This window comes from Kribbella lupini, assembly GCF_039529595.1.
In the GTDB taxonomy this organism is placed as follows: Bacteria; Actinomycetota; Actinomycetes; order Propionibacteriales; family Kribbellaceae; genus Kribbella; species Kribbella lupini.
Map to the genome: position 1 here is coordinate 1 of NZ_BAAANC010000007.1, position 3491 is coordinate 3491.

The window sequence follows — 3491 nt, forward strand, 5'->3', positions numbered from 1 at the left end:
TGGGGTGGCCCTTAACAGTGTGAATGTCCGGCGACGTCCTACTCTCCCACGACCTCCCGGTCGCAGTACCATCGGCGCTGAAGGGCTTAACTTCCAGGTTCGGAATGGAGACTGGGTGTTTCCCCGACGCTATGGTCACCGTAACTCTATAGAAATATCAACCAACCACACACACAACCACTCTTGCTTGGCTGGGGGTTGACCGTATTCCGGGAACCGTACAGTGAACGCGAACATTACTTACGCAGCATAAAGTCTCTATGTATGACCACCCGAGGGTGGTGTTGAGACAAGCCCTCGGCCTATTAGTACCAGTCAGCTCCACACCTTACGGCGCTTCCACCTCTGGCCTATCAACCCAGTGGTCTACTGGGGGCCTTACCCGATTAACTCGGTGGGAGACCTCATCTTGAAGCGTGCTTCCCGCTTAGATGCTTTCAGCGGTTATCACTCCCGAACGTAGCCAACCAGCCGTGCTCCTGGCGGAACAACTGGCACACCAGAGGTTCGTCCACCCCGGTCCTCTCGTACTAGGGGCAGCCCTTCTCAAGTCTCCTGCGCGCGCAGCGGATAGGGACCGAACTGTCTCACGACGTTCTAAACCCAGCTCGCGTGCCGCTTTAATGGGCGAACAGCCCAACCCTTGGGACCTACTCCAGCCCCAGGATGCGACGAGCCGACATCGAGGTGCCAAACCATCCCGTCGATATGGACTCTTGGGGAAGATCAGCCTGTTATCCCCGGGGTACCTTTTATCCGTTGAGCGACGGTGCTCCCACATGCCACCGCCGGATCACTAGTTCCGACTTTCGTCCCTGCTCGACATGTCTGTCTCACAGTCAAGCTCCCTTGTGCACTTACACTCGACACCTGATTGCCAACCAGGCTGAGGGAACCTTTGAGCGCCTCCGTTACCTTTTAGGAGGCGACCGCCCCAGTCAAACTACCCACCAGGCACTGTCCCTGATCCAGATAATGGACCGAAGTTAGACAGCCAGAACAACCAGAGTGGTATTTCAACGATGACTCCACCCGAACTGGCGTCCGGATTTCACAGTCTCCCACCTATCCTACACAAGTTGTACCGACCACCAATACCAAGTTGTAGTAAAGGTCCCGGGGTCTTTCCGTCCTGCTGCGCGTAACGAGCATCTTTACTCGTAATGCAATTTCGCCGAGTCCATGGTTGAGACAGCGCCCAAGTCGTTACGCCATTCGTGCAGGTCGGAACTTACCCGACAAGGAATTTCGCTACCTTAGGATGGTTATAGTTACCACCGCCGTTTACTGGCGCTTAAGTTCAAAGCTTCGCCGGCCTAAACCAGCTAACCTGTCCCCTTAACGTTCCAGCACCGGGCAGGCGTCAGTCCGTATACATCGAATTACTTCTTCGCACGGACCTGTGTTTTTAGTAAACAGTCGCTTGGGCCTGGTCTCTGCGGCCATCAACGCTTCCATGGGCAAGCCATGTAACGTATCCGGCCCCCCTTCTCCCGAAGTTACGGGGGCATTTTGCCGAGTTCCTTAACCATGGTTCACTCGATCGCCTTGGTATTCTCTACCTGATCACCTGTGTCGGTTTGGGGTACGGGCGGCTCTAACACTCACTACGAAGTTTTTCTTGGCAGCATGGGATCATCCACTTCCCCTGAACGGGTCCGCCTCGGTTCTCAGGCTATGTGAGACACGGATTTGCCTATGCCTCGCCCTACCACCTTGCCCGCGGATCAGCTTGCGCCTACCATCGCCGCGGATGGACTGCCCTCCTGCGTCACTCCTTAGTGCACCTAATACCACCTAGGGTCAACAGATCCACTACTTGGCCCGAAGGCCGCCTAGCTTCTCGGTCTTAGCATCAGTGACCTCGGTCGGGTCGTGTTAATGCCGGTACGGGAATATCAACCCGTTGTCCATCGACTACGCCTGTCGGCCTCGCCTTAGGTCCCGACTTACCCAGGGCAGATTAGCTTGACCCTGGAACCCTTGATCATTCGGCGGACGGGTTTCTCACCCGTCATTCGCTACTCATGCCTGCATTCTCACTCGTGCAGCATCCACAACTAGATCACTCTGCTGCTTCACACGCTGCACGACGCTCCCCTACCCATCCACACACCTGGACACCGATCAAGTCGGTGCCGAGTACAAATGTGAATGCCACAGCTTCGGCGGATTGCTTGAGCCCCGCTACATTGTCGGCGCGGAATCACTTGACCAGTGAGCTATTACGCACTCTTTCAAGGGTGGCTGCTTCTAAGCCAACCTCCTGGTTGTCTGGGCAACTCCACATCCTTTTCCACTTAGCAATCGCTTAGGGGCCTTAGCTGGTGATCTGGGCTGTTTCCCTCTCGACTACGGAGCTTATCCCCCGCAGTCTCACTGCCGCGCTCTCACTTACCGGCATTCGGAGTTTGGCTGATTTCGGTAAGCCGGTAAGCCCCCTAGACCATCCAGTGCTCTACCTCCGGTAAGAAACACGCGACGCTGCACCTATATGCATTTCGGGGAGAACCAGCTATCACGGAGTTTGATTGGCCTTTCACCCCTATCCACAGGTCATCCCCCAGGTTTTCAACCCTGGTGGGTTCGGTCCTCCACGCGGTCTTACCCGCGCTTCAACCTGCCCATGGATAGATCACTCCGCTTCGGGTCTAGAGCATGCGACTAAAGCGCCCTATTCAGACTCGCTTTCGCTACGGCTACCCCACACGGGTTAACCTCGCCACACACCACTAACTCGCAGGCTCATTCTTCAAAAGGCACGCCGTCACACCCACAAGGAATGCTCCGACGGATTGTAGGCAACCGGTTTCAGGTACTATTTCACTCCCCTCCCGGGGTACTTTTCATCTTTCCCTCACGGTACTAGTCCGCTATCGGTCACCAAGAAGTATTTAGGCTTAGCGGGTGGTCCCGCCAGATTCACACGGAATTTCAAGAGTTCCGTGCTACTCGGGAAAACACTCGGAAGTCACTGTCTTACGCCTACGGGGCCATTACCCACTACGGCCCGGCATTCCAACCGGTTCGACTTCAACAATGATTTATAACTCCCTGACACCACGGCATTAGTGTCTGAATGCTCCCACAACCCCACATACGCAACGCACGCCGGCTATCACACGCACATGGTTTAGCCTCATCCGCTTTCGCTCGCCACTACTCACGGAATCACTATTGTTTTCTCTTCCTGCGGGTACTGAGATGTTTCACTTCCCCGCGTTCCCTCCAGAACCCTATGTGTTCAGGAACTGGTAACTGGCTTTAGAATGCCAGCTGGGTTTCCCCATTCGGACACCCCCGGATCACAGCTTGGTTGCCAACTCCCCGGGGCTTATCGCAGGCTCCTACGTCCTTCATCGGCTCTTGGTGCCTAGACATCCACCGATTGCCCTTAGTAGCTTGTCACACATACATAAGGAACAATAAAATTGCTACAAAGATGCTCGCGTCCACTATACAGTTCTCAAAATACGGGCAGGATAACCGGA

The 3491-nt window shown here is 55.1% G+C and carries 2 rRNA genes; both read right to left on the reverse strand.

From position 1 onward, the window contains the following. Positions 1-25: 25 nt before the first annotated feature. A 5S ribosomal RNA gene (gene rrf / locus ABD235_RS39860) occupies positions 26-143 on the reverse strand. Between the two features lie 142 nt (positions 144-285). Then, positions 286-3408: ribosomal RNA gene (locus ABD235_RS39865) — 23S ribosomal RNA — on the reverse strand. Positions 3409-3491 lie beyond the last annotated feature (83 nt).